23 protein-coding genes and 1 pseudogene are annotated in these 26,245 nt (G+C 42.0%); 4 read left to right on the top strand and 20 right to left on the bottom strand.

Annotated features, from left to right (window positions below):
- Positions 1-17: 17 nt before the first annotated feature.
- Positions 18-1,103: a tetratricopeptide repeat protein gene (locus ROSEINA2194_RS09830; RefSeq protein WP_172727087.1), complete on the bottom strand. Its 1,086-nt coding sequence runs from the start codon at positions 1,101-1,103 to the stop codon at positions 18-20.
- Positions 1,104-1,503: 400 nt separating this feature from the next.
- Positions 1,504-3,756: a glycogen/starch/alpha-glucan phosphorylase gene (locus ROSEINA2194_RS09825; RefSeq protein WP_007886270.1), complete on the bottom strand. Its 2,253-nt coding sequence runs from the start codon at positions 3,754-3,756 to the stop codon at positions 1,504-1,506.
- Positions 3,757-4,096: 340 nt separating this feature from the next.
- Here ROSEINA2194_RS09825 and ROSEINA2194_RS09820 point away from each other — a divergent pair, with 340 nt between their 5' ends.
- The gene (locus ROSEINA2194_RS09820) at positions 4,097-4,981 is read left to right on the top strand and encodes an AraC family transcriptional regulator (protein ID WP_044927582.1); all 885 of its coding nucleotides are present in this window, start codon (positions 4,097-4,099) and stop codon (positions 4,979-4,981) included.
- A gap of 9 nt (positions 4,982-4,990) precedes the next feature.
- Here ROSEINA2194_RS09820 and ROSEINA2194_RS09815 read toward each other — a convergent pair whose 3' ends face one another.
- The 6 genes and pseudogenes from ROSEINA2194_RS09815 to ROSEINA2194_RS09800 form a co-directional block, all read right to left on the bottom strand.
- Positions 4,991-5,485 carry a phosphatase PAP2 family protein gene (locus tag ROSEINA2194_RS09815; RefSeq protein ID WP_044927603.1) on the bottom strand — a complete coding sequence of 165 codons (495 nt, stop codon included), beginning with the start codon at positions 5,483-5,485 and terminating at the stop codon, positions 4,991-4,993.
- 63 nt (positions 5,486-5,548) lie between these two features.
- Positions 5,549-5,998: a signal peptidase II gene (locus tag ROSEINA2194_RS09810; protein ID WP_044927581.1), complete on the bottom strand. Its 450-nt coding sequence runs from the start codon at positions 5,996-5,998 to the stop codon at positions 5,549-5,551.
- A gap of 144 nt (positions 5,999-6,142) precedes the next feature.
- Positions 6,143-6,241, bottom strand: a pseudogene (locus ROSEINA2194_RS23550) (carbohydrate ABC transporter permease); the annotation flags it as partial.
- A 20-nt stretch (positions 6,242-6,261) separates the two neighbouring features.
- Complete coding sequence (locus ROSEINA2194_RS21075) at positions 6,262-6,423, bottom strand: hypothetical protein (RefSeq protein ID WP_007886266.1); 162 nt, start codon at positions 6,421-6,423, stop codon at positions 6,262-6,264.
- Between the two features lie 117 nt (positions 6,424-6,540).
- Positions 6,541-6,996 (bottom strand): ferritin-like domain-containing protein, encoded by a 456-nt coding sequence (locus ROSEINA2194_RS09805; RefSeq protein WP_007886265.1) that lies wholly within the window; start codon positions 6,994-6,996, stop codon positions 6,541-6,543.
- Between the two features lie 77 nt (positions 6,997-7,073).
- Positions 7,074-7,991, bottom strand: coding sequence for an AraC family transcriptional regulator (locus ROSEINA2194_RS09800; RefSeq protein ID WP_007886261.1), 918 nt, complete (start codon positions 7,989-7,991; stop codon positions 7,074-7,076).
- Between the two features lie 427 nt (positions 7,992-8,418).
- Here ROSEINA2194_RS09800 and ROSEINA2194_RS09795 point away from each other — a divergent pair, with 427 nt between their 5' ends.
- From ROSEINA2194_RS09795 to ROSEINA2194_RS09785, 3 genes are all read left to right on the top strand, one after another.
- Positions 8,419-10,116: an alpha-glucosidase gene (locus tag ROSEINA2194_RS09795; protein ID WP_044927580.1), complete on the top strand. Its 1,698-nt coding sequence runs from the start codon at positions 8,419-8,421 to the stop codon at positions 10,114-10,116.
- A gap of 369 nt (positions 10,117-10,485) precedes the next feature.
- Complete coding sequence (tyrS, locus tag ROSEINA2194_RS09790) at positions 10,486-11,712, top strand: tyrosine--tRNA ligase (RefSeq protein ID WP_007886259.1); 1,227 nt, start codon at positions 10,486-10,488, stop codon at positions 11,710-11,712.
- 26 nt (positions 11,713-11,738) lie between these two features.
- The gene (locus ROSEINA2194_RS09785; protein ID WP_227970547.1) at positions 11,739-12,173 is read left to right on the top strand and encodes a GNAT family N-acetyltransferase; all 435 of its coding nucleotides are present in this window, start codon (positions 11,739-11,741) and stop codon (positions 12,171-12,173) included.
- A gap of 88 nt (positions 12,174-12,261) precedes the next feature.
- On the opposite strand, the gene ROSEINA2194_RS09780 is transcribed toward ROSEINA2194_RS09785, so the two are convergent.
- From ROSEINA2194_RS09780 to ROSEINA2194_RS09725, 12 genes are all read right to left on the bottom strand, one after another.
- A complete protein-coding gene (locus ROSEINA2194_RS09780; RefSeq protein ID WP_044927578.1) occupies positions 12,262-13,569 on the bottom strand; it encodes an ATP-binding protein in 1,308 nt (435 codons plus the stop codon).
- Positions 13,570-13,788: 219 nt separating this feature from the next.
- Positions 13,789-14,928 carry a sporulation integral membrane protein YtvI gene (gene ytvI / locus ROSEINA2194_RS09775; RefSeq protein ID WP_007886254.1) on the bottom strand — a complete coding sequence of 380 codons (1,140 nt, stop codon included), beginning with the start codon at positions 14,926-14,928 and terminating at the stop codon, positions 13,789-13,791.
- 176 nt (positions 14,929-15,104) lie between these two features.
- Positions 15,105-16,166, bottom strand: coding sequence for a lysylphosphatidylglycerol synthase transmembrane domain-containing protein (locus tag ROSEINA2194_RS09770; RefSeq protein ID WP_007886253.1), 1,062 nt, complete (start codon positions 16,164-16,166; stop codon positions 15,105-15,107).
- A gap of 39 nt (positions 16,167-16,205) precedes the next feature.
- Complete coding sequence (locus tag ROSEINA2194_RS09765; protein WP_007886252.1) at positions 16,206-16,775, bottom strand: hypothetical protein; 570 nt, start codon at positions 16,773-16,775, stop codon at positions 16,206-16,208.
- Positions 16,776-16,803: 28 nt separating this feature from the next.
- Positions 16,804-17,823, bottom strand: coding sequence for a glycosyltransferase family 2 protein (locus ROSEINA2194_RS09760; protein ID WP_044927575.1), 1,020 nt, complete (start codon positions 17,821-17,823; stop codon positions 16,804-16,806).
- Positions 17,824-17,940: 117 nt separating this feature from the next.
- Positions 17,941-19,332: a magnesium transporter gene (gene mgtE, locus ROSEINA2194_RS09755; RefSeq protein WP_055169577.1), complete on the bottom strand. Its 1,392-nt coding sequence runs from the start codon at positions 19,330-19,332 to the stop codon at positions 17,941-17,943.
- Positions 19,333-19,678: 346 nt separating this feature from the next.
- A complete protein-coding gene (locus tag ROSEINA2194_RS09750) occupies positions 19,679-20,917 on the bottom strand; it encodes an aminopeptidase P N-terminal domain-containing protein (protein ID WP_007886248.1) in 1,239 nt (412 codons plus the stop codon).
- 121 nt (positions 20,918-21,038) lie between these two features.
- Entirely contained in the window at positions 21,039-21,221 is a 183-nt protein-coding gene (locus ROSEINA2194_RS09745) for a hypothetical protein (RefSeq protein WP_021922519.1), read from the bottom strand.
- A gap of 176 nt (positions 21,222-21,397) precedes the next feature.
- Positions 21,398-22,156 (bottom strand): adaptor protein MecA, encoded by a 759-nt coding sequence (locus ROSEINA2194_RS09740; protein ID WP_007886243.1) that lies wholly within the window; start codon positions 22,154-22,156, stop codon positions 21,398-21,400.
- 133 nt (positions 22,157-22,289) lie between these two features.
- Positions 22,290-22,973 (bottom strand): NUDIX hydrolase, encoded by a 684-nt coding sequence (locus ROSEINA2194_RS09735; RefSeq protein WP_007886238.1) that lies wholly within the window; start codon positions 22,971-22,973, stop codon positions 22,290-22,292.
- Positions 22,974-23,001: 28 nt separating this feature from the next.
- The gene (locus ROSEINA2194_RS09730) at positions 23,002-24,732 is read right to left on the bottom strand and encodes an ABC-ATPase domain-containing protein (RefSeq protein ID WP_007886236.1); all 1,731 of its coding nucleotides are present in this window, start codon (positions 24,730-24,732) and stop codon (positions 23,002-23,004) included.
- Positions 24,733-24,769: 37 nt separating this feature from the next.
- Positions 24,770-25,900 (bottom strand): glycoside hydrolase family 5 protein, encoded by a 1,131-nt coding sequence (locus ROSEINA2194_RS09725; protein ID WP_172727086.1) that lies wholly within the window; start codon positions 25,898-25,900, stop codon positions 24,770-24,772.
- Positions 25,901-26,245: the final 345 nt, after the last annotated feature.

Raw genomic sequence — 26,245 nt, 5'->3', positions numbered from 1 at the left:
GTTTCCTGTGGTCTCTTTTATTGTGCCGGTGTCTGCGCCTCTTCTGGTGTCTGCGCCTCTTCCGGTGTCTGTGTATCTTCCACTGTCTGCGTATCCTCCGTCACGGCTTCCTCTGTATTCTCCACAGGCGCTGTCTGTTCCATACGGTTTTTCAGGAAAATATATTCACGCTGCGCACTCGCATCATCCGGATAAACCTGTACATACTCTTGTACCACGTTCCATGCAGAATTAAAATCGGATGTATATTCATAACAAATGATGAGATTCTGCATCAGTTCTCTTCTGTTTGTCACATTTTCCATAGCAATACCCTGCTCTAAATAGGTGAGTGCACCGGAATAGTTTCCTTTTGCCATCTCAATTTCCCCGAGTGCATTCATCGCCTGGGAATCTGCGCTTCCTGAGTTTACATAATTCTGATAATAGGTCTCTGCGTTTTCAGGATCGCCCTGCGCCTCATACACCTGCGCAATGTAAAGATTTGCGATGACGCTCTCCTTATCTAAAGCCGACTTCAACTCTGTCTGGGCATTATCGTACTGTCCAAGATCATAGTAAATTCTTCCGCGCCATGCATAATCCTCGGCACTGTTGCCTTTGATATCAAATGCTTTATTTAAGTATTCTTCCCCTTTTTCCGTCATATCATAAGCAGAAAGATTCTCGTAAATGTTGACATAAAGTTCGTAATCGCTGCTGTTATTTTTTACTGCCTCATCAAAATCCGAAACGGCACCCTCGGTATTCCCCTGTTTCAGATAAACACAGCCGCGCAGATAATAAGCGTCTGCTGCCTTTTTGTCATAATCAATGATCGCTGTGTAAGTGTCCACTGCCCCTGCCGGATCACCACCGGCATACTGTGCCGCTGCCTTATAGTAGCAGATATCTAATTCGTTCTCTGTGATTTTCCCAATGCACTGTCCCAGAGCACTGTTAAACGCATCCACGGCTCCTGCGTAATCGCCGCTTTCCATCGCATTGATCCCAATCTGACGGTAAGCAGTCTGGTTTTCTTTGCGCTCATTGGTACAGCCTGTCATAAGTGTAAAGCTTAACAGGGTAAGCGCTGTGATATATGTAAATTTCTTTTTATTCATGAAATTAAGTCCTCTGTTAATTTTGTCCACAGTGCACGCCCATGAAATCAAAGATTTCATGGGCTCACGGGCATTCGCCCTATCAGTCATCAAAAATATCAAATACATCGTGCAAGCACTGCATTTGATATTTTTTCCTCCTGACACTGCTCATTGCTTTATGCACATTATAAATCATACGCCCAAATATTCCAAGCAATTTATAAAACAGATTCCTTCATTCCCCTGCCAGCGTTACTGTGCATAGTTTTTTCCTTCCGCAGTATCTGGCGCTGTTTCACTGCCTACTCCCATTATATGTGTTGTTGGCAGATTTTACAACACACAAAAAAAGAGGCGCACACCGCACTTTACATACGGCGCACGCCACTTTGTATATAGATCATATACTCCCCTAATTTTACAGATGCCAGATATCTTCGTTGTACTGTGCAATGGTTCTGTCAGATGAGAAGAAGCCTGCCTGGCTCATGTTTACGAGCATTTTTTTCGCCCATGCCATACGGTCTTCGTAATCTGCAAAGATGCGCTCTTTTGCTGCAACATATTCCTCGAAATCCGGTAATGTCATGAACCAGTCTTTGTTTAATAATTCATTGTAGAGACGCTCTAAGTTTTCTCTGCATCCGACTGCCATCATCTCGTCACTTACGATGAAGTCGATCGCACGTCTGATGTTCTCATCATTGTCATAGTAGCTTCTGGAAACATAATCTGCTTTTGCATAGTGCTCGATCACCTGCTCAGAAGTCTCACCGAAGATGTAAATGTTATCGTCCCCAACGAACTGATGCATCTCAACGTTTGCACCGTCCATAGTACCAATCGCTACTGCACCGTTTAACATGAATTTCATGTTGGATGTTCCGGATGCCTCTTTGGAAGCAAGGGAAATCTGCTCATGGATATCTGCTGCCGGGATTAATTTTTCAGCTAATGTTACATTGTAGTTTTCTACCATAACAACTTTTAAGTATGGAGAAACCTCAGGATCTTTGCTGATCAGTTCCTGTAAGCAAAGGATCAGATGAATGATATCTTTTGCAATGACATAAGCCGGAGCTGCCTTTGCACCGAAAATAACAGTGATCGGGCGAGCCGGTTTTTTGCCTGCTTTGATCTCAAAGTATTTGTGGATCACATAGAGTGCGTTCATCTGCTGTCTCTTATACTCATGCAATCTCTTGATCTGGATATCGTAAATAGAGTTCTCGTTTAACTCGATACCCTGTGTTTTTGCAAGATAATCTTTTAATTCTGCTTTCTTTGCATTTTTAACATCAAGAATCTTCTGCAATACTGTTTCATCATTTACAAATGCACCTAATTTTTCAAGTTCGGTTGCATCTTTCTTGAAGCCGTCACCGATCAGAGATTCAAATAATGCGGTGAGTTCCGGATCACAGTGTAATAACCAGCGGCGGAATGTGATACCGTTTGTCTTGTTGTTGAACTTCTCAGGATAAATCTTGTAGAAGTTGTTAAGCTCAGAGTTCTTTAAGATCTCTGTGTGAAGGTATGCAACACCGTTGATGCTGTAACCGTAATGGATATCCATGTGTGCCATATGGACACGTCTCTCATCATCGATGATCGCTACAGACTTATCATCAAATTTTTTCACAACACGGCTGTTTAATTCATAAATGATCGGCATTAACTGTGGAACTGCTTTCTCCAGGAAATGGATCGGCCATTTTTCCAGAGCTTCTGCTAAAATAGTATGGTTTGTGTAAGCACATGTTTTGGATACAATATCAATTGCCTCATCCATTAAGATTCCGCGTTCCATTAATAAACGGATCAGTTCAGGAATTACCATACTTGGATGTGTATCGTTGATCTGAACTACTGCGTACTCATTTAATTTGTGTAAATCGCCGCCTCTTGCAAGTGTCTCATCGATGATCAGTCTTGCTGCGTTGCTTACCATGAAATACTGCTGGTAAACACGGAGGATACGTCCCTTATCATCAGAATCATCCGGATATAAGAATAAAGTAAGGTTCTTTTTGATGTCCTCTTTATCAAAATCAATTCCATCACCAACTAAGCTTTCATCTACTGTCTCTACATCGAATAAATGAAGCTTTGTGGTACGGTTGTTATATCCTAATACATCAATATCGTACATTCTGGACTGCAGATTGAATCCACCGAACTGAATGGTGTATGCTCTATCTGTCTTTGTCAGCCAGCTCTCTTTCTCGATCCATGGGTTTGGAGTCTCATGCTGGAGATTGTTCTCAAATACCTGTTTGAATAATCCGTAGTGGTAATTTAAACCAACACCGTCACCGTTCAAACCAAGTGTAGCGATAGAGTCAAGGAAACATGCTGCAAGACGTCCAAGTCCACCATTTCCCAGAGATGGTTCTGGCTCAACCTCCTCGATCTCTGCAAGGCTCTTGCCATTGTCTGCCAGTAATTTTTTTACATCCTCATAAATTCCAAGATTGATCAGGTTGTTGGATAATAATTTTCCGATCAGGAATTCTGCTGAAATATAATATAATTTTCTTTTTCCCTCGTTGCTGACTTTCTCCTCTGCCATTCCTTTTGTCATTTCAAGCAAAGAGAAATATAATTCTTCGTTACTGCACTGGGAAATTGCTTTTCCTGTTCTTTTTGTTACGATTTCCTGTAAATTCATGATTTACTCCTTTCCTTGCGCCTGTTGGCGAAAGCTTATTGTATTGTCCTCCGCATTTTCTGCCGCAGTTGTTTTCGTGTTTTTTCGTAGAACTGATGTTTTATGATTACATTATATGCACGAAGGAATTTTTAATCTTGTAATATTCCATATAAAAGTGGTACAATCCTATCATGTTAAGACTGAGTTATTATTTCAACCACCTTGAAATTGTGTAAACGTCACAAAATCAGCAGTCTTTTTTTGTGCACTTTTCAATCATACTGTTCGATTTCCCAGATTACGACACAAAGTGCATGTTTTCGACACAATAGAATCATCGCAAAGGAGTATGTACCTTATGAATATACTGGAATACGAAAATTATCAGGAAAAAATCTCCCATGGAAACCCTTTATTTCCATATATCACTTATCTGTGCTCGATCCCACTGGATTTTTCGTATGTGCCGATTCACTGGCATGACGAAATGGAGATTATCTATATAAAGAAGGGACACGGCATTATCACCGTGGACTTCACACAATACCAGGTCAGTGCCGGAACGCTCGCACTTATCATTCCTGGACAATTACATTCGATTGAACAATACGAAAACGAAAGTATGGAATATGAAAATATTATTTTTCATCCGCAGATTCTTTTATCCAAGCAGACCGACACCTGCAGCACTGACTATTTTTCCCCGCTGATGGACGGAACGCTCACAATTCCGGTACTCTATCAGCCCGGTGATCCCTATTACAAAGAGATTTCCGCCTGTGTCGATGCAAACGATGAAATCAGCAAAACCAATCCGCCAGCTTACCAGCTTTTCATCAAAAGCCAGCTTTTCATGCTTTTTTATATTCTTTTCAACAAGTGCAGTTCCAGAAATGTCCAGAAAAAAGATTACAAATCTCTGGAAAAAATGAAGTTGATCTTAAAATTTGTGGAAAATAATTACATGGAAAAAATCACGATTGAAGATGTAGCAAAAGAAGTTAATTTAAGCCAGTCACATTTTATGAAATATTTTAAAAATACGATGGGAACCTCCTTTATCGACTATCTGAATGAATACCGGCTGACGATGGCTTCCAGACTTTTGATTTCCTCCGATTCTTCGATTTTAGATATCGCAGCGGAAGTGGGATTTGATAATCTTTCCTATTTTAACCGGTCGTTCAAAAAACGCTTCCAGCAGACCCCGAGGGAATACCGGAAGCGTTATGCACAGCCGTAACTAAGATTATCATATAACATAATATCCTACAATACCGCAGACGATTCCTGCCAGCGCGCCCAAAATGATATCCTTTGGCTCATGCACTCCGACCAGCACGCGCACAATGCCCAGAAGCAAACCAATGATTCCGAGCAGTACCCCTGCTCCCGGATGCTCATAAAAAATCGTCATCGCAATAATAAAAACAGAAAATACATGCCGGCTTGGAAATGATTTTCCTTTTGTGTCTTTTTCCAGTACCGGCGGCATGTCAAATTTTTCATACGGTCTTGGCGCATTGATGATTTTCCGGACAACGGAAAGTCCCACGAAGGACACTGCCGGAACGAGTATCGCCCGCCAGAGCCACGGATTTTTGTCCGTAAACAGCATGAAAAGATAGAGCGGATACACGCAGAATACCAGTGCTGTCAGCATATGATTCAGACTCGTCACACGCTTCGCCCGTTCCTGATTGCTCCGAAGCGGTTCTGTAATTTTGATATACTGTTCTTTTGTCATGGCAAAAATCATATCCTTCCCGGTAATTGTTTTATAAATCTATGGTTTGAGATTATCTTAATATTACACTTCGCTTCCGATGACTGCAAGCACTGCCCCTATAAAAATAAAGAAATCAGACACATTAAAAATAATCCTCCGAAACCATTTCGGTCCGGTCTGAAACCGCACATAATCCACAACATGGTGCTTTGTATAGCGGTCATATAAATTGCTCAGTCCGCCGCCAGCTAACATGGCAAGTCCCGTTTTTGTGAGTTTTTTTCCAGTTATCCGCATTGCAAAATAATAAATGACTGCCACAAAAGCCATGATGACACTGTGTATCGCAGTCATGGCTTTCGGATGTTTTGCGAGAAGATTTAACGTTGCACCTTTGTTGTAGAACTTCTCTATGCAGATTATTCCACCGAGACGTGGATTTTTTACTTTTCTGGCGTATTTTTTATCAATATATTTTTTTAAGAAAAAATCAAGCGTAAAAACTGCCGCTGTGATTGCGAAATAGATCATGCCGCAGGCTCCCTTCTTCCTCTCTCCTGCACTCATTGTAGCACATATTTTATTCAGTAAAAACGTTTTTATACAAAAAAACAGGAAACCTTTGAGATTCCTCAAAAGCTTCCCGCCCCTTATCTGAATAAAATATAATTCTTCCTACCCCTTCACACTTCCAAGTGCAATTCCCTGCACGATATAGCGTGACAGGAACAAATAAACGATGATAACCGGGAAAATGGAGAATGCGATCCGCACTGCCTCGATCAGTGAAGTGATCAGTACATATACCAGAATTTCTGCGCATCCTCATTTACAGGTTCCACTGCTCCCGACTCTTTCACATCACCTGTTTTTCCGCAACCCGAAAAGACAAGCGCCATGCAGCCCAATAGCAGCACTGCTCTTTTCCACTTTTCCCTCATTTTTTTATCCAACATAAAAAACCTCCCTTTTCATTTTGTGTATTTATCCTAACAAATGAAAAGGAAGGCAAAAATCAAATTCTTGCACTAAATAACATGGATTGACGGCAGGCTCATAACCTAAACTCCGGGCTACGCCATGCTGTTGACTGTTTTATATTTATAAAGCATCTCCGCATGGTTCTGTTCTTCGATCTGAATGTCTGCCAAAAGTTTTCTGACACCCGGATCACCGAATGCAAACACTTCCGTATTGTAAGTGGAAGAAACAAGTTTTTCTGTTCCGATACAGTCTGTTGCAAGAAAACAGTCCGTTTTCTTATCCTCGGAAGGTGCCATGCTGTAGGTAGCAGCCGGGTTATAATCTTTTCCATCACTGTCGTTGCAGTCGCAGGAAGGAACTTTTCCAGACAGCACCTGTGTCAGGGATTCTAAATGTTTCTGCTCTTTTCCATGCAGATCTGTGAACAGGTCAATGAGCACCTGATCTTTGGCAAGTTTACTGTATCTCTCGTATTTTTCCACGCAGCACTGCTCCTGTGTCTGTAAGTCTTTGATCACGGTTGTCTCTTTTTCGCTCAATATCATCTTTCTACCTCTTTCCGACGGATTTTAAAATCCGCACATTTTTTTCACGATGATATTATGAGTCATAAAAATGGTAATTATTCACTTCCTTCGTGAAAATCTGCCGCCCGGGCAGACAGACTGATAAATCTTTTTGGCGTCATTCCATATTTCTTTTTAAACTCCCGATGGAAATAAGACAAATTCGAAAATCCACAAGAAAGCGCCACCTCGAGCGTATTTGTCTCCCCATTTTCAAACTGGTCTGCCGCACGCTCCAGACGCACATTTTTGATGTACTGCACGCATGACATTCCCATGTATTTTTTGAAAAAACGCATAAAATAATACTCACTGAAAAAACAGATTCCGGCAAGTCCTGAAATCGTCAGTTCCTCCATATAGTGTGCATCGATATAACTTAAAACTTCTTTTAACTTTTTCGCATGTTCTGTCAAAATCGCATCTGCCTCTGTATTCCGGGTACAATATGGAATCAAAGCCGCCACAAGCTGCAACAGATATGACTTGATAGCAATCTCGTATCCGGGTGTTTTTTTGTCATACTCCGTGTTTATATCCTCAAACAGATCTGCTGCCTTTTCGTAAAGCGGATGTCCTTTTTTGATTACAAACGGCGGGATCAATTTCTGGTTCATCAGTGGATTCAAATACCGGATGGCACAGATATCCGCAGCCTTTGCACCAAGAAAATCCATATGAAACACATACGTTTCCGACTGCATGCGCTCCTCTTTTTCATTGGAAATCGCATGCAGCACCGCAGGCGGAATAAAAATCAGATCTCCCTCTTCCACATCATAAGTTTCAAGATGGATCTGATATGTGCAGCTTCCCTTCTCAATCCGTGTAAATTCTGCCTCCTCATGCCAGTGCGCCGTGACATAAGGATACTCCTTCCATAACGGTGTCACATATTTTTGCAGTGGAAAAATTTCTTCGCCGTGTCTGGCGTTCTCATGCTGGTCTAAGGATAGGGTTATTTTTTCTTTCATTGTATTGATTCCTCTTTAACATCATTGAAACAGATGGCAAACACCTTCTAAGCTGTCTTAATCCACATCAGCATAGCAGTTTTGTGCAATAATTCCTTATATTTATGCAAGATTTTTCGTTTCTTCTATTCTATTATAACAGTATCATACAATCAAGTGTAGAGATTGCGAAACTCAAAGTTGTGTAAATTTAATTGTGAAAAATTAACAAAAGCTTGAGAAAACACTGGGGAGCAGAAATCGAACAAGTTCGATTGGCACTTAGAAGGTAGGCACGACATTAGTCGTGACTGGCTTCTTAGTACCGTTACCAGCGACACGTAGCGAAAGCGTGTTTTCGAAAATTTTGTTAATTTTGAACAATTTTAAACAGCTTTAAATGAGTTTCGCAATCACCCCAGAATCGAATGAAAGAAAAGGAGAATTTATGAAAAGAAAATGGTGGCATGATAAAGTAGCTTATCAGATTTACCCAAAAAGTTTTTTGGATACAAACGGAGATGGGATTGGCGACTTAAAGGGAATCATCTCAAAGCTGGACTATTTAAAAGAACTCGGAATCGACATCATCTGGCTCTCCCCGGTTTACGAATCCCCTTTTGTCGATCAGGGATATGACATTTCCGATTACTATAAAATTGCAGAACAGTTTGGCACAATGGATGATTTTGACACCCTTGTCGCCGAAATGAAAAAACGCGGTATGCATCTGATCATGGATCTCGTCGTCAATCACTGTTCCGACAAACACGAATGGTTTCAGAAAGCACTCGCCGACCCGGACGGTCCTTACGCCGGCTACTTCTATTTCCGCGAAGGAAAAGACGGCAAGGCACCAAGCAATTACCGCTCCTATTTTGGTGGATCTGCATGGACAAAAGTTCCCGGCACAAATAAATATTATCTCCACACCTTCGCTAAGGAACAGCCCGATTTAAACTGGGAGAACCCGGTCGTCCGCAAAAAAATCTATGAGATGATCAACTGGTGGTTTGAAAAAGGCATTTCCGGTTTCCGTATCGATGCCATCATCAATATCAAGAAAAATCTTGATTTTCCATCCTTCCCGGCGGACGGTGATGACGGACTTGTCTCCTGCGATAAAATGTTAGCTTCCGCACATGGAATTGGCACATTTTTAGAGGAAATGAAACATGAAACATTTGACAAATACGACGCTTTTACGGTCGGCGAAGTATTTCATTTAAAAGAGGATGAACTGCGTGAATTTATCGGTGAGGACGGTCATTTTTCCACCAAATTTGACTTTTCCGCCCATGTGCTTTCCTATGGGGAACACGGCTGGTATGATGCTCCTGCCCTCGATTTCAACCGGTGGCGCACTGCCCTTTTTGACACCCAGAAAGCAGACCTTACCGTTGGCTTTGAGGCAAATATTATTGAAAACCACGATGAGCCACGAGGTGCTACACACTATCTTCCTGCACACGCCAGAAATGAAGCCGGTGTGAAAATGCTTGCAGCTACTTACTTTTTACTGCGCGGAATTCCTTTTATCTATCAGGGACAGGAAATCGGCATGACAAACTGTGTCCGAAACGATATTTCCGAATACGATGACATCAGCACCAAAGATCAGTATCAGGCTGCTTTAAATGCCGGATGTTCGAAAGAGGCAGCACTTCACGCCTGCTATGAAAACAGCCGTGACAATGCAAGAACCCCTATGCAGTGGGACAATTCCCTGCACGGCGGTTTCACCACCGGAACCCCCTGGCTTGCGGAGAATCCAAACTATACAAAGATCAATGTAACCGACCAGCTGAACCGGCCAGATTCCGTACTCTCTTTTTACAAAGAACTGATCGCACTCCGCAAAGCACCGGAATACGTGGAAACCTTCACTTACGGAACGTTTGCCGCTGCTTATGAAGATGTTGACCATATGTTTGCTTACTACCGCACCAATGAAGAAACCGGACAACGCATTCTGGTTGCCGGAAATTTCGGCACAGATACCGTGACACTGCCGCTTGAAAAACCGGCTGACCGGGTGCTTCTCACCAATGGAAAAACTGCGGATGTAATTTTAACCAGAAACAGAGAAAGTGCTTCTCTTGTATTGGGAAGCTGCGACTGTGTTGTTTTATTATTAGGTCAATAAAATTTTCTTTTTCCTTGACAAATCATTTTTTTCATGCTTATAATAGCGTTAATTGAAGCAGAACACAGGCTTTGACGGGAAGAAGTACAGTTAAGTGGAAGATACAGAAAGCTGCCGGCTGATGAGAGGCGCATCGGAACCTTAGTTCGAATACATCCCCGAGCTTCACACCGAATTTGTTTTTGATCATTCGATATCTTGCAATAGTAGGCTGTGACGTAGTGGCGCACGTTAACCGCGCCGGAGTGTTGTCGGACACTCACGAAGGTAGGCAGTGTGAGCTGCTTATGAATTAAGGTGGTAACACGAGTTTAACCCTCGTCCTTTTATTAGGACGGGGGTATTTTTTTAGAAGAAAGGAAAACCAAAATGACATTATACGACGAATTAGTTGCCCGCGGACTGATTGCGCAGGTAACAGACGAAGAAGAGATCAAAGATTTGATCAACAACGGAAAAGCAACTTTTTATATCGGATTTGATCCGACAGCAGACAGCCTTCACGTAGGACATTTCATGGCACTCTGCCTGATGAAACGTCTCCAGATGGCAGGAAACAAACCAATCGCTTTAATCGGTGGCGGTACCGCAATGATCGGTGACCCGTCCGGACGTACCGACATGCGTCAGATGATGACACCGGAAACGATCCAGCACAACTGTGACTGCTTCAAGAAACAGATGAGCCGTTTTATCGATTTTTCCGAAGGAAAAGCATTGATGGTAAATAACGCTGACTGGCTGATGGACTTAAATTACATTGATGTTCTCCGTGAAGTTGGCGCTCATTTCTCTGTAAACCGTATGCTCACTGCTGAATGCTACAAACAGCGTATGGAGAAAGGCTTAAGCTTCCTGGAGTTCAACTACATGATCATGCAGAGCTACGATTTCTACACCTTATACCAGAAATACGGCTGCAACATGGAGTTCGGCGGCGATGACCAGTGGAGCAACATGTTAGGTGGTACCGAGCTGATCCGCCGTAAACTCGGAAAAGACGCTTACGCTATGACTATCAACCTTCTTTTAAATTCTGAAGGCAAAAAAATGGGAAAAACCCAGTCCGGCGCTGTATGGCTTGATCCGGAGAAAACTTCTCCATTCGACTTCTTCCAGTACTGGAGAAACGTTGCAGATTCTGACGTATTAAAATGTATCCGTATGCTGACTTTCCTTCCATTAGAGGAGATCGATGCAATGGAAAGCTGGGAAGGTGCACAGCTCAATCAGGCAAAAGAAATCCTTGCATTCGAGCTGACCAAATTAGTTCACGGGGAAGAGGAAGCAGCAAAAGCAAGAGAAGCTTCCCACGCACTTTTTGCCGGTGGCGGAGATTCCGCACATATGCCAACGGTAGAGTTATCCTCTGCTGATTTTGCAGACGGCGATATGGATATCCTGTCTCTTCTCGTAAAGACAGAGCTCGCTCCATCCCGTTCCGACGCAAGACGTGCCGTAGAACAGGGCGGTGTCTCAGTTGCAGACGAGAAAGTAACCGATATCAGGACCGCTTACAATGCAGATTCCTTCGGCGCAGATGGACTTGTTGTAAAACGTGGTAAAAAGAAATTCGTGAAAGTAATCGTAAAATAATGAACTGTATCATAAGAAATGCACAAATGAGCGACTATGACTCCGTCGTCCGCATCTTAAATCAGGGGCAGGCGCTTCATATAAACTGGCGTCCCGATATTTACAAACCCAATGATGCGCTTCTGCCAAAGGCAGTATTTGAGGAAATCGTAAAAGGCGATACTTTCTATATTGCAGAAAATGAAGGAAATGTGATCGGAATTTTAGAACTTATCTTCCGGCATATTGAATCTCCTGCACAGGTGACACGGGACATTGTTTTTATCGACACAATGGCGGTTGACGAACCTTACCGCGGCATGGGTGTCGGACATCTTTTCTTTGAAAAAGTAAAAGAGATAAAAGCAAAAAAAAGGCTGGATGGCATTGAACTTCAAGTAAATGCTAAAAATCAAGCCGCTTACGAGATGTACTGTAATTACGGATTTACGGAAAAATCCATTAATATGGAATTACTGTAAAAACTATATTTACCTAAAAAAGGACACATACCTCTGATGCTATTACGCATTATCTGGTATGTGTCCTGGTTTTTATCTTCTTTTTATTTTATTGGTTGACATAATTTTTAATCCACTTTACTGCATAAAGAGGAATATTCGTCATCCAATCCTGCTCTCTATAATCCGACATTGATGTTCGGACTGCATAAGATGGTTGATACTTTTCACAAAAAGCTTTCAAACTCTTTGCTTTCAGATTTTCTTCCGCCTTTACTTCAATTGGAATAACAGATGTTTTTCCCTGAACTAAAAAATCAATCTCTCCCTTGGAATTTTGCGTTGAATAATAGTAAGGTATCACTCCGACATCTGATATTAACTGCTGCAATATATACTGCTCTGTCAGTGCTCCCTTAAATTCAGTAAAAATCTTATTTCCTTCTATAATCACTTTTGCATCCAGATCTGTCATCGCTATGAGCAATCCAATATCCACTAAAAAAAGCTTAAAAGCATCAAAATCAATATATGCTTTCAATGGAAGATCCGGTTTTTGAATCCGCTGTACTTTATGAATCAATCCACAATCCAATAACCATTGAATAGCCAGCTCAAAATCCTTTGCCCTGCTCCCCTCGCGTACCTGTCCATAAATATATTTTTTATTCTCTTTTGCAAGCTGCATCGGAATCGAATTCCACACAAGATTCAGTCTTGGAACAAGCTTTATTTCAGCATGTTTTGAAAAATCCTGCTGATAATAGTTAATAAGATTTTTCTGAATCGCACGAACACGATTATAATCCTTTTTTTCCGAAAAATCTTTTACCACCTCTGGCATCCCACCTACAAAATAGTATTCCCTTAAACGTTCTATATATTTTGTTTTGAACACTGTTACCATCTGCGTATCACAACTGTCTAACATGGAAACAAATTGTTTCTCTCCCATTGCGCACAAAAATTCCCTGAAATTAAGCGGATACAAATCAAGAAAATCTACCTTCCCAACTGGAAATGACGTACCTTGGTGTAATGCAACTCCAAGAAGTGATCCTGCTGCAACAATTGCATACTGAGGTGCATTTTCATAAAAATACTTTAATGATGTAAGTGCTTTTGGTACTTCCTGAACTTCGTCGAAAATGATCAGCGTATTCTCTGCCTCAATAGAAACTCCTGTCTCAGCACTGATCGCCAAAACCAGTCTTTCAATGTCTAAATCTCCTTCGAATACCTGTTTCATACGGGCGTTATTATCAAAATTAACATAGGCTGTCTTCTCAAAATACTGTTGACCAAATGTCTTCATGATCCATGTTTTTCCGACCTGTCTTGCCCCGCGAATAATCAATGGTTTTCTATTTTCATTCTCTTTCCATTCTTTCATTCGTGATAATGCAAATCGTTCCATGAGCCTTCCTCCAACTCCTATAATCTATAAGAAACCATTAAATTATTTCCATATATCTGCATTATAAAATTCTACCCCACAGGTGTCAACATTATTAAGGATGTAAATATGTGTTTAATCAACACTTTTAAGGACGAAAAATGTATAAACATATCATTTCTTTCGGCGAATCGATGAGATTTCCTCTCGCAGCTACCAGTTCCACATGGCAGAGTGCCCTTATTTCTTCTCTCCGCCAACCTTGCGGAAGTTATTGAAATCATTCACGACTTCCCGAACGCACCAGACCAGTGTATCGAATGCGCCTGCCTCGTACAGATTGATCAGGATCATACCGATCGGGATTGCAAGGATCATCCCCACAACACTGCCCACCCTGTAACCGATGAACATGAATAACAGCGATGCAAACGGATCAAGTCCTACGGAATCGCCGATCAGCTTCGGCTGCACGATCTGGTGCACGACAAGAGAGACCACATATAAAACGATCATGCCGACCGCCATCTTGTAATCTCCGGTAAAAAGTTTGATAACCGCCCACGGACAGAGCACTGTTCCCGTTCCAAACACCGGAAGCATATCCAGAAACGCAATGCCAAAGGCGATCAGCCATGCAAAATCTACCCGGAGGATCAAAAGACCGATCAGAAGAATGACATAAATAACGCCCATGATCTTAAACTGTGCTTTAAAATAGCCTCCTACCGCATGCACAAGCTGTTTATAGATACGTTCTGTTTTTGCAAGGAATCCGGCAGATAAATGTTTCTCCACCCCGGTGATCAGTTTGTCTTTATCTGCAATAAAAAAATATGCTGCAAGCAGTCCTACGACTATGCCAACGATCATATCCGGCAGGCTTTTGGCAAATTCTCCGATTGCCCCAAGCGTTGCAGAATCTGAGCTGGACACAAAATTTGTCAAAAAATCCTGAATCGCAGTTCCGATGGCGCTTAAATCCACATTCTGCGTAAATGGCAGTTTTTCCAGCAGCTGCTGCAGCTGATTGATTGCCTCGGAAAATTCGGTTCCGGCATTGGCAGACATCGTTGGCAGATACGCCATAAATGCACCGATTCCTTTTGCAAGGATTGTCCCTGCGCCATAGCAGGCCAGCACTACCAGACCGATGACCAGCACGATCATGATGACCGAACCATATTTCCGGTTAATTTTGATCCGTTTCTCCAGAAACTTCACCATCGGATTTGCGATCATCGCAAAAATCATTCCCACCACAAACGGCATAAAATAGATCAGCAATTTTGGAAGTAATGTGAACGCAAAAATCAATAAAAACACTGCCCAAAGCAGATTGCATGCAATTTTTAAATATTTTGTCCTGAAATTGCTCATAACTTCTCTTTTTCCTCTCGATCAAAAAAACTTTTCCATAGATTATTTTCCATAAATTGCTTTCTATTTTAACACATTCTTTTTTGAAAAAAATATATTCTCGAATCTTTTATACTTTCTTTACCAAATCTTTATTTTTCCGCCATAAGAGCTGCTCCGTGTCCTGCAAATAGAGTTTAAATCTTCTTTTTTACAAGAAAATGGTTTGCAGCCGTAACCCCGGCTCCTGCCAACAAAAGAAAATAGAAGTTCAGTCCCCTGCTGATCAGCATGGATGGGATCAGACTGCCCTTAGAAAATACCGGTGCAAAGACTGACCGATACATCAGTTCGGTGATTCCCTGCGCTCCCGGCAGCGGAAGCATATCCACCGCAATGTAGACCGATGCCTGTAATAGAACTACCTCCTGTATGGAAGTCCCCGCCTGTCCAAGTCCGAGATATACCATATAAGTAAGCAGAAATACACTACACCTCTGCAAAAACGTCACGGCGATGACCACTATTAATTTTCCCGGATGCTGCTTCAGCCAATCCACGGCATTTCTATAGTTTCCCGTAAATGTCTGCACCTTATCCATGCGCTGTGGATTTGCTTTCCAGATGTCGAGCCGGATAAACTGCTTTTCCACCCACGCCCAAACGACAATCATCCACTGTGGAAAAAGCATTGCGGCAAGTACAACTGCAACGGCAACCGTGTTCAGCGCAAGCCCCAGCAAATATAATGGAAAAAAGGACTGCAGCTCTGTTTTCAATGCGCCGCCGCAAAAAAGTAACATTCCGGCACCTAAAACTACCAACACAATTTTATAAATTACTGCCACCGTCATAAGCACTATGGTACAGTCAGAACCTTTGTTTCCATCTTTGTTCATATAATAAAGCTGCACCGGCTGCCCACCTGTTGCGGATGGTGTGATGCCCGAATAAAAAAATCCAATAAACGAATATTGGATACAACGCCACAGAGAACATACCTTTTCTTTTCCAACAACACAGAGAACGGTTGTCTGACTGTCTGTTTTTTTTCGCATGGATGTGAGCAGATACCAGATCATGCTGCCCTCTGCGCAGACAAAAAATAACGCCAGTCCTGCCGCTGCAATCAGGTACGGAACTGACATATTTTTTACTGCCTGATAAATTTCTGACAGATTCTGTCCATGGAGTAACGTATAAAAAGTCAAAAACATAATCCCAAGAAACAAGACTGTCTGCAAGATTTTCTTTTTCATATCCACGTAGCCACCTTTCCTCTTTTTTGGACAGAACTGTTACGCAATTTTTTCAACAGCACAAACCGTTTCTTCCTGCACAGACATTTCCACTAATTCTCTCAAACTTCCTTCAAAAATCCGTTTCCGTCCAAATTTTTCCATGAAATCCTTTGGTGTCACAAGGGAAAAATGTTTTTCCCAATGACAGACGCCGTACTTCTCTAATACCCGTGCCACGTAGGAAGAACAGGTGTAATGGTTTTCCTGGTAAAATGGAATGTTCCACAAAATAAATAGTAATCCTGCAACTGCATAATGATAATGAAATCTTTCCTGCATAGCCAGATGCAGTTCCTGACGGATTGCCTCCTTTTGTACAAGCGAACACTCAATACTACACACCATATAATCAGCCGTTGGAAACACCGTTAAGATTTTTCTTTTATCCTCTTTTTCAAATCCGGCAAACAGCGGAACCGCAGGATTTCTGCGTCCCACACTGTATGCCTCCTCAAGTTCCGCATCCATCGAAAGAACCACATGAATGTACTTCTGTTTGATGACCTGCCGTATCATTCCGGCAAAAAATCCCGGTGTATCTACAAATGCAATATAAATCTGTGCCATATCTTTATTCCTCTGTACTTTTTTCTTATCACTGGAACTGATAAATTTTTCTTGCCATGCGGTAGCCGCCGACTGTGATTTTTCCACCTAATCTTCCCGGCAGATAAGTAAGACCGCTTAAGGTAGAACATCTTAACCGGTAATAAAGCATCCTGTCATAATCCTTCACCTGCTCCCACATCCTTTTACGTTTCTGGAACGCCTCCTCTGTTTTGATCAGAAGAAGATGGATTGAAGAAATGGACAACATGATTGAAATATTGCGCATCATGTAAACGGCCAGTTTTGGATACATTTTTTTCACTTCTCTTAAATCCACACTTTTTGCAACAAGCTCTGTCACGCGGATCTGCTGGTCGATACGCTTCATCAGGACTTTCTCGTTGACCGACTGATCTTCCCTTCCAAGGTAGTAATGATACAGGTCAATATCCATGTAGTAGAGATTCTTCGCATACGGAAGCGGCTGATAGGAAAACAGGTTATCCACATAAAACGTGTGCTCCGGCAGTTTTACCCCCGACTGTCTCAATACTTTCGTCTGAAACATAAGTGCATGCATAATCAAATACTGCGATGGATGAAAATGTCCGATTGTGTTCCAGTTGCACATTTTTTCAGTTGGAAATACATTTCTGTAATTCATCGGTTTCTGGATTCCCTCATCCAGATGATCGTACACATAATTACAGATGATCAGATCTGGGAACTGTGCGACTTCAAAACTTTTTATTTTATCTAACATTTTCAGATAAGCATCACGGTCGAACCAATCGTCGGAATCCACGACTTTATAATAAAGTCCATGCGCCAGCTCCAGCCCTTTGTTCACACCGGAACCATGACCGCCGTTTGGCTTATGCACCGCTTTTACAATGTTTGGATAAAGCATTTCGTATTCATCTGCGATCGCACCTGTCCGGTCGGAAGAACCATCGTCAATAATGAGGATCTCGACATCCTCGCCGCCCACCAAAAGTGAATCCACACATCTTCGCATATAATTTTCTGAATTGTAACATGGGATTGTAAATGTGATATATTTCATTTGGAATGACCTCCGCTATACTCTGTAACATTTTTACTGTTAACGAGTATAACGGTTCATTCTTAAAATACACATGGATTATTCTAAAGAAAAGGTAAAGATTACCTATACAAAATGTTAAATCTTCAATAATTCGATCATAAACAGCCAGACCAGTCCATAATAAGTAACCACTGCTACCAGATCATTCACGGTTGTGATAAGTGGTCCTGACGCGACCGCCGGATCGACTTTGATCTTATGGAAAAGCAGTGGGATCGTTGTTCCGACAAGGCTCGAGATCACCATCGCAAGCATTAAGGAAACTCCCACACAGCCTGAGATCAAAAACGAATAGGAAAGCGCATTTCCTTTTATGAAACACACATAGAGTCCGATAAATACAAATGCCATAATTCCAAGAAACAGTCCATTTGCAAAACCAATGCGCATCTCTTTCAAAATCAGTCCAAACTTATCTTTCCGGTTTAAATTCTCATCCATCAGCACACGGATCGTCACCGCCAGCGACTGGGTTCCGACATTTCCTGCCATATCTAAAATCAATGACTGGAAACACATCACAATCGGGATCACTGCAACGACCGTCTCAAAAATTCCGACAACCGAAGATACCACCATTCCCAAAAACAGCAGGATGATCAGCCACGGGAGACGTTTTTTCATACTCTGAAACGTTGTCTCCTCCAAATCTTCTTCCGCAGTAAGACCGGCTAACTTCGCATAGTCCTCTCCCATCTCTTCATCCACGGCTTCCACGATGTCGTAAGCTGTGATGACTCCTAAGATTTTTCCTTCCTCTGACAATACCGGAATGGAATCCTCTGCGTAGTCTTTTAACCGTTCGATACACTCACTGATTTTCTCATGTGCTCCCACATACGGATAGGAAGTCGAGATCAGATTGTCCAGATCCTGATAATCTCTTGCCACGATCAGGTCTTTTAAGTCGATTGCTCCATAATACTGCTCATTTTCATCTACTACATAGATCGTTGAGATATTATCGTTCTCTCCCGCCTGACGGATCAGCTCATGCGTTGCCTGACGGATGTTCAGATTCTTTCCTATGACGATAAAATTCGTTGTCATTTTGCTACCGATCTCATCATCTTCATAAGATAAAATCAGTTTTACATCTTTTTCCGCATCATCATCCAGCAGATCGACGATCCTGGTCTTAGTGTCCGCATCCAGATTCTCCAGAACATCGACCGCATCATCGGAATCCATCTCCGAAATGACTCTGGCAGCATTTTCCAGGTTGATCTCCTGCAAATACTCTGCCGCATCCTCGGTATAGGAAAGGATTTCCGCAATATACTCCTCTCCAAGCAATGGATAGAGTTTTTTTCTTTCCTCCGGTGTCATCTGCTCCATTGCATCCGCAATGTCGCTCTCATGATAATCGGAGATTTTTTCGAGCAGTTCTTCTTTTCCAAGATTGCTTCGGAATAATGTTAATAATTCTTCTACATAAGTCGGTTCTTTTAATACTTCTTTTTGCATTTCTGCCTCCTGTTCTCCCTGAAAAAAGGGCATAAAAAACCACCGCTTTACTTCCAAGCAGCATGTGTAAGTTCCTGCTGTTATAGTTCATGACAATAGATTGTCCGCGAAGCGTGCACTCTATTGTATAGGCATGTAAACCGGTGGTTTCAGAAGGCATATTCTATTATCACAGAGGTCAGACGCCCACAGACATCTGCCCTGTGCCAAAGCATTCAGAAAATCCATCGGTTTTGTTCTTTCGCCCCGCACTATCACAACTGTCCATGAATGTCACCTCCTAAAAAATTTCCATTGCTATTATATAATCGTGACCGGAAATGGTCAACTCATTTCTGCCTCATTTCTATCTGTCTTTCATAAATGCTTCGATCTCGTCCGGATCACGGATAATTGCCTCTGAGAGACACTCACAGCCGTTCTCTGTGATCAGAAGATCATCCTCGATACGGATTCCGATCTCCCATTCGTCAATGTAGAGTCCCGGTTCATCAGTAATGATGGCACCCGGTTGTAATTTTTCATTGCAAGCCGCTGTGACATCATGCACATCGATTCCAAGATGATGGGATACGCCATGCATATAATAAGTATCAATCTCGTCCTCTTTTTCGATCAGACCGAGTTTCATACCGCCTGCTGCAAGCACTTTCTTTGCAATCTCATTTAACTCTTTTAACGTCATGCCCGGTTTTGCAGTCTTTGCAACCTCACGGTTTGCAGCTAAGACAATGTCGTAAACCTGTCTCTGGCGCTCTGTGTATGTTCCGTTTACCGGATAAGTTCTTGTGATATCTGCGCAGTATCCGCGGTATTTTGCCCCGAGATCCATCAGCAGTAAAGAACCATCCTCACAAATGTCAAGGTTTGTGTCATAGTGAAGCATGGTTCCGTTTGCACCGCTTCCTGCGATGGTAGGGAATGCAGTTCCCTCCGCTCCGTTATAGCGGATCATGTATTCAAAATCAGCCTGTGCCTGATATTCTGCCATTCCCGGCTCTAAATGTTTCATCACATACTGCAATGCTTTATCAGTAATGCCGATCGCCTCCCGCACAAGTGCTACTTCATCCCCGTCTTTTTGCATACGCAGTTCTGCGATCACCTGCGAAATATTTTTCACTGCATGTCCCGGATATTTTTCTGCAAATTCTTTTGCTTTGATCATATTGTAATCCGGCATGTCCTCAAACTGATATCTGTAACAGTCAAAATACAGGCTGTCAATATCTTCCCTTGCCATCATGCGGTCAACAGCGCCCTCAAAAGAATCTAAAAACATCACATTATCGATACCGGAAATCTCTTTTGCCTCATCCACTGTCACTTTTCTTCCGTACCAGCGCTCCTGTGTCGGGTCTGCTTCTTCGATAAATAAAATCACCTGCTCCTCTTTCAATGTCTTTTTCATCAAAAGAATCATATGGTCTCTTCTTAATCCTGTCAGATAAAAAAAGTTTCTGTCTGCCTCAAATGGTGCATATTCATCTGCACTCACATGGCTCTCAATCCCGGAAAATAAGATCAACGCTGACTGTCTCTCCATTTTCTCAAAAACCTGTTTTCTTCTCTCTGCAAAATTCATGGTTGTTCTCCTCTTTTTTCAATCATCTATTGACAGAAACTCAAATCGTATTTTCTGTCATAATAAAGGCAGGTTCTTTCATCTCTGAAAAAGCCTGCCCGAAAAACTTATTGGTTGTCACCTATGCCTCTGCGCTCATCTGGATTCTCGTTGTGATCTCTTTTACTTCAGCCATCAAAGCAGAATACATCTCCATCTCAATTCCAACCGGCGACATATGCGGATGCTCCTGTTTCATACGGTATGCCTGTACCAGTAAACTTCTCTTCACATCTTCAAGTTCTAAAAGCTGCTCTCTGCTCATAACCAATCTCCCACATAACATATTTTCATTTGCAGTGCACTATATCTCGTACGTGCGCCTCAACTATAATAGCATATATGGTAGATTTTAGCGCATGAAATTCATCGGCAAAAGTAACAATATTTTTTCTGACATTTGGCACATTTGTCTATTGCCTGAAAAATTTTCATCACTTTTTACAATTGCATCAGCGTTTGCAGTGCCTCATTTTCTACAATACATTTTCCGTGTTCTTTTATAAATGCAATTTGTCCGACCTCAGCATAACGGCAATTGTTATATTCTACAATTGTAAACGCAAATGGCCGTAATTCTTCCCTTGAAAAATGGATCAGATCCATCACAAGATAGTATTTTTGCTGGAATTTATAAAGACTGCTTGTAGGCATTTTTTCTGTAAATGGTGCCAGACGGATCAATCGCAGCATTTCATCCAGACTGGAAAACTCCAGACTAAACGGAACCGATGTCTCAAAAATTTCATTGTCCTCTTTCTGCTCAGTACCATTTGCATCTTCTGTCTCTGTCTTTTTTGCATCCTGGCTGTGCTTTGCCTTATATTTTTCGAGGAAATCATCGATAGCACTCTGTTTTTCCTCTTTATTCATCTGCCGAAATTCTGATAATTTTTCCGGTGCGAGCTGGTTCATCAGCTGTCCGACCGTATCCACAAGATTCTTAAAACTCATCTCGGAATCTCCGCCAAACGTGATCGCCATGCTGTGATCCTGCAAAAGTTCTGCCTTCACTACCGGTGAAATATTCTGCATACTGATATTGCCCTGCTCCTCTACCAGTTCCACCACCGCACGCATAAACTCCTGCGTCACCTCGGTATTTCCAATAATCTCATCAATATTGTATCCCATTTCACGGATTTCTTCTTCAGACAGTGCACATCTGATCTTATTTTCACCTAATCTCTCAATTTCCATATGTATTACCTTCTAAAACATCTTTCCGATGCTTTGCAATCCAAAAATACTTTATACCTTTCGAATGGCTTTGCATTCTTGGAATGCTGTTTCTTCTTATAAAGAATATGTTGTTATTTTCACAGCTATTATCCTATTTTTTTATGCATTTGTAAATAGGGTTTCGATTCCACATATCTGCCACAAAATAGGTCAATGCTGTCCATGTATACACGGAATAGAAAATGCCGTACTCATCAACGCCGTCCTTTAAAATTTTCTGTGCCTGCTCTTTTGTCAGAAAAGAAAAGCCGTCAAAACATTCACTTCCCTCTGCACCGTCCTGTGACATACCTGTCAGAGTATCCCGGTTCAACACGATTTTCACAAGTGCGTTGCTCTCATCCGTCATTCCCGGTGTGCTGAAAAGACATGGATTGATCACTTCCAGTTCATCTGTATCCAAAACCTCAATTCCGGTTTCTTCTTTCAGTTCTCTTTTCGCAGTCACAAGCAATGGTTCGTCTTCCTCTTTATCTGCCGGATCGATCAGTCCCGCCGGGACACTCAGCAAAAATTGTCCTGCCGGATACCGGAATTCACGGTTCAATAATAGCTTTGGCTCACCGTTGGATGGATTCCAGATCGTGATGCAGCTCACCGCATCCGGAAGCATATTTTGAAATTCTTCCGTAGACTTCACTGCCACAAGATCATCTGCGCTCCGTCTTGTTGCATTATAGTAATGTCTGCCCTCGGCATACTGAAGATCAAATACTTTGATAAACTTTGTTTCCAATAGAGTTTTTATATTCTGTTTTTTGATTGTTGGACGCATGGCAGGCTCCTTTCTTATTCACAATTATTTACACCCGATAGCGGTTCAGGCAGGAATAAATCTCCTGAATTCTTGGGATTGCGTATCCACCGGAGATAACGCCATGCTCTGCGGCAAATACCATTCCTTCCTGCTCTAACTTTTGTTCTAACCACTGTGCCGTTTCTGAAATGGTACGCTTTCCATCCACCAGATGTTCCACAGTATATTTCAAAAGCAGTCCCAGTGCCGCCGTCTGCTCGCTGTCGATCAACTGCTCGATATAGCGCAGATCGACATTCTGTTTTCCAAGCATAAAGCCATCCACACCAAGCGTCTTTACCTTCAAGCGCTCCGGCTCGCCTTTTTTCACTTCTCCGCTCCGGTAGTCCCTGCATTTTACCGCTCCATTCCTGTCTTTTTCCATGACACGGTGGCTATCCGGTAAAACAAATGGTTTTGCTGTCTCCTGCATGATTGGAAATTGTCCACACAGGTTCTTTGCTTTCTCTGTGATATCCACAGGTTCATACTGATCCATCTGGATCACAGTGTCTGCAATGTGGAAAAATGCTCCCGAACTTCCCGCAACCAGAATGGTAGAAATTCCTGCTTTTTCATACAGATCCCCTGCTCTGGATAAAAACGGTGTGATCGGCTCTTTGTCCGGGCTTACCACTTTCTGCATAAAGGCATCCCGCACCATAAAATTAGTTGCAGAAGTATCCTCATCCAGCAAAAGCAGTCTGCTGCCGGCCTCAACCGCTTCCACGATGCCAGCCGCCTGGGACGTGCTTCCACTCGCATCAGCAGTCGAAAAATCCTTCGTATCCCTGCCGTTTGGAAGATCATTGATAAACATGGAAATATCTACATTTTTGATAAATCTTCCGTCCTCAGAGCGGAGCTTTTGTGCCGTTTCATCTGCGATCACATATTCCCTGCCATCTCCGGCAATATGATTGTATACGCCTAATTCCAACGCATTTAAAAGTGTAGATTTTCCATGATAACCGCCGCCTACGATCAGGGTGATCCCTTTGGGAACTCCCATTCCTGTAATCTTCCCCCGGTGCGGCAGTTCTAATGTCACACGCATTGTTTCCGGAGAAACAAATTTTACAGACTGCTTCATTGGCTTGGAAGAGATACCGCTCTCCCTTGGCAGCACAGAGTCATCCGCCACAAACGCAGCCAGCCCAAGTTCTAGCAGCTTCTCACGGATTGCCTGCTGATCTTCTGCCAGTTCCACAGCCTCTTTTACTTTTTGCGCATTCAGATTTTTATAATAAAAAGACTGCTCCACGCACTGTGGCAGATATTCAAATAAGATTTTTTCGAGTTCTTTTGCATTAATCGTTCTTCCATTTGCAGGAAACCCGACTGCAAATCTGGCGGTGATCTCTTTTTCACTGATTTCACATGCTGTCCTCTGCAGCACTTCCTGTCCGCAGTGTGTCACTGAGATCAGCCCACTTTTCCCGGAACCCTTCGCTTTAAAGTTAAACTGATTCACTTTTGCCGCAAAATTGCGAAGCAGTTCATCCGCCAACGCAGTTCTTGTCAGCTTATCTTTCATCGCAAATGCCGGGAATCCGGCTGCCTTCGCATCCACTGTCACCCTCACATCCGATGGCGCCGCAAACGGATCGCCCTGCACATGGTCAATTGACAATATGTATTTGGGGAACTGGTAACTTCCGCGCAGGGATTTGTATAATGGGTAACTTTTATGGTCTATTGTTTTTAATTGTGATTGTAGGTCGTTGTATGATTGCATGGAGGGACTCCTTTTTGTATTGTGTTTTTATGAAATTTTATTGATAACTTCTATTTTGGAAGTAAGCTTTGATCCATTGTCCTGCTTCGCTTAAATCTTCTTCTGTCCAATCAGAAATTTTTGTGCTATTTGCTCTGAACACACTGCTGCTCTCATCTTTATTTGCCAAGTTCCAACACATAAAGCTTATCTGATACTTGTTTAATAAATCCAACCATTTCGCAGTAGATTCAAAGTCATTCGCACCATTTCCCGAAGCATCACACATTCCAAACTCGCTCACAAAAATCGGCAGACCATTCTGTGCATAGCTTTCCAGCCGATTGCGCAAATCATCCTTATGTGTTCCTGCATAAAAATGTAACGTATACATAACATTTTTATCTTCTAATGGCGACTCTGCTGCTTTATCAATCTCCTGACTCCATGTCGGAGTTCCTACCAGAATTACCGCATCCGGCTTTTTTTCTCTAATGACTGGAATTATTTCCTCTGCATATGCTTTGATACTTTCCCATGAAGTACCACCATTTGGTTCATTATAAATCTCATAAAGCACATTGTCATTATTAACAAAAGTTTCTGCCATCTCTTTAAAGAAAGCAATTGCCTCATCTTTATTCTGATTTGGATCACCATCACTCAAAATGTACCAATCCACAATCACATACATTCCTAAATCTGTTGCATAGGAAACGCCATCCTTAACAAGCTGTTTTAATTGCTCTTTATCTCCGCCAGAACAATATCCTCCATCTTCCGCCGTATACATTGCCAGACGTATGCAGTTTGTATTCCAATCATCCCGAAGTGTGCGAAAAGCATCCGGATTCACATACTGCGGAAACCATGCAATTCCATGCGTAGACATTCCATAAAGCTGCACTACATCGCCATGCTGATCGGTCAACTTTCCATTTTCTACATGCAATGCGCCATGCATTTCAAAAGGAGATAGCTTCTCTCTGTTTTCATTTTTTTCTGTATCTTGGATTTTCTCTGTATTCTGGATCTTTTCTGTATCCTGCATTTTTTCTGTTTCTATATTTTCGCTATTCTCCTGCATTTGTGCTTCTGATACCTCACTTTCAGTTTGATTCACTGTATTTTGTTGGCTGCATCCTGATAGCATACTGATTAGCAATGCATAACTTCCCACTTTTTTCATATATGGCATTCTCCTATAAACAATGATAATTATTATCTTTTCGCCAAGCTACTGCCCTATTCTTCTCAACTATCGAATAATACTTACTCATCCTTCCAAATTGTAAATGTGTACCGTCTCTGACAAATTACGTCATTTGACTGAAAACTATGTAAAAGCATCAAATAAGATTTCTTTATAATATCTATGATATCATATAAATAGCTTTATTTGACAGATATTTTTTAACGTCAAAGTATGTTAATTAACAACATAAGAAAAAGTCCTACCTGTCCTATTAGGAATACAATCCACGCTCCTACAAGAGGAGCGACATTCTACATTGCCAGATGAAGTCGTATATCC

The organism is Roseburia inulinivorans DSM 16841, from assembly GCF_000174195.1.
GTDB classification, from domain to species: Bacteria; Bacillota; Clostridia; order Lachnospirales; family Lachnospiraceae; genus Roseburia; species Roseburia inulinivorans.
Note: the sequence above shows the minus strand (reverse complement) of the source record. Positions and strands in the feature narration are given on the sequence as shown.